The organism is Microbacterium sp., assembly GCF_031178525.1.
Lineage (GTDB): Bacteria > Actinomycetota > Actinomycetes > Actinomycetales > Microbacteriaceae > Microbacterium.
Map to the genome: position 1 here is coordinate 1 of NZ_JAPSJA010000396.1, position 1,663 is coordinate 1,663.

Annotated in this window: 2 protein-coding genes and 1 pseudogene; 2 read left to right on the top strand and 1 reads right to left on the bottom strand. The window is 72.0% G+C overall.

Going from position 1 to position 1,663, the window contains the following annotated elements; translation table 11 throughout:
• A partial coding sequence (locus RIF89_RS14795; RefSeq protein WP_309069832.1) for an MFS transporter occupies positions 1-817 on the top strand: 817 nt, incomplete at its 5' end.
• Positions 818-877: 60 nt separating this feature from the next.
• On the opposite strand, the gene RIF89_RS14800 is transcribed toward RIF89_RS14795, so the two are convergent.
• On the bottom strand, positions 878-1,255 hold the full coding sequence (locus tag RIF89_RS14800) for a dinucleotide-utilizing enzyme (RefSeq protein ID WP_309069833.1): 378 nt from the start codon (positions 1,253-1,255) through the stop codon (positions 878-880).
• A 164-nt stretch (positions 1,256-1,419) separates the two neighbouring features.
• On the opposite strand from RIF89_RS14800, the pseudogene RIF89_RS14805 reads away from it, so the two are divergent.
• Positions 1,420-1,663 (top strand): annotated as a pseudogene (locus tag RIF89_RS14805) (YbhB/YbcL family Raf kinase inhibitor-like protein); the annotation flags it as partial.

A 1,663-nucleotide genomic window follows, 5' to 3' on the forward strand; every position in this document is an offset into this window, starting at 1 on the left:
CGTGCTGTTCGGCGGTGCGGTGCTCTCGCTCATGCTGCCGTTCCTGTTCACGACCGGTTCGCCTGAGGATCCGCCCGCGCGGTGGTGGTCGCTCGCCGCGCTCGCAGTGCTGTTCGTCGCGCTGGTGGTCTGGGAGCGACGCTACGAAGCACGAGGACGGGTGCCGCTGCTCCCGCTGGGGCTGTTCAGCGTGCCGTCGTTCCGCAACGGCGTGCTCGTCGGCAGCGCGTACTTCATGGGCATGCCTGCCCTGTTCCTGATCACGACGCTCTACCTGCAGACGGGGCTGCACTTCACGGCGCTGAACGCCGCGCTGGTCACGATCGGCTTCGCGCTGGCGAGTGCGGTGACGTCGTGGCTCGGCGGCCGGCTCGTCGCTCGTCAGGGTCGCCGCCTCGTCGTGCTGGGCGTCGGCACCATGCTCGTGGCGATCGTCGCCCTCGTTCTCGCCGCCGTGCTCGCTCCGGTGGCGCACGTGGGCTGGATCATGGCGGTCGTCATGGTCATCGGCGGCCTGGGCGGCGGCTTCGTCGTGTCGCCGAACCAGACGCTGATGTACGCGGATGTCCCCGTCGCGCAGGCGGGGCTCGCCGGCTCCGTCGGTCAGCTGGGGCAGCGGATGGGGACGGCGATCGGCATGGCGATCGCGCTGTCGCTGTTCTACGCGGCGATCTACCGCGAGCGGGACACGACCTCGGAGCTCGACGTGTTCCATCACGCGTACACGTACGGGATGGTGGCCGTGGCCGGATTCATCGCGATCGCGCTGATCGCGGCGCTCGCGGACCTCGCGCGTCGACGTCGCGTCGACGCGTAGTTCCGAGCCCTGCCCTGACAGCGTTCAGCGTGCGGCGCCCGGAGGCGCCGCACGCGCGGGTCACGCCATGGCGCCGGCGGGAGTCTCCTCCCGCGCGAGCTCGCCGTCGGGAGCCTCCACGGGCTCGTCCGCCGGCCCCGCTGCGACAGCGGGGCGGGGCAGCAGGGACGCTGCCGCGGCGAGCGCGAGCGCGATCAGCAGCCCGAGCACACCCGCGCCGGCGAACGCGGCGCCGAGCGTGACCCAGGCCTGGCCGGAGTACACCTCGATCCCCGTGGCGGTGCCGTCGAGCAGGGTCGTCGTCATCACGGCGATGTTCGGGACGGTCAGCAGGATGCCCGCCGCGAGGCTCGCGATCGAGCCGAGCAGGAGCAGCCAGAACGGGATGCTGCGCACGAGTCGCGGGCGACGGATCGGGGTGAGCTGGACGTGGGACATGTTCCTCCTGGGTCGGGCCGCGTCGTTCGCGGCCGGCGACGCCCCACGTTCCCCGCCGCGCCATGGCGCGGCCGATGCGGCCCCTATGGATCGCCTGTGGGCGTCCGTCAACCCCGCGCGGCCCCTCCGAGGCCGCGGCTAGCCTGGCGGCGAAAGGAGGGTCCATGTTCTCCTACGACCCGTATGCCGAGCTCGCCACGTTGCGCGACTTCGCGCCGCTCACGCTGATGAGCACCGACATCTCCCACGACCAGCCGCTGCCGAAGGCCCACTGGGCCCACAGCATGGGCGGCTCCGACACGTCGCCGCAGCTGTCGTGGTCCGGCGCACCGGAGGGCACGAAGTCCTTCGCCGTGTCCTGCTTCGATCCGGATGCGCCGACCGGGTCGGGCTTCTGGCACTGGGCGG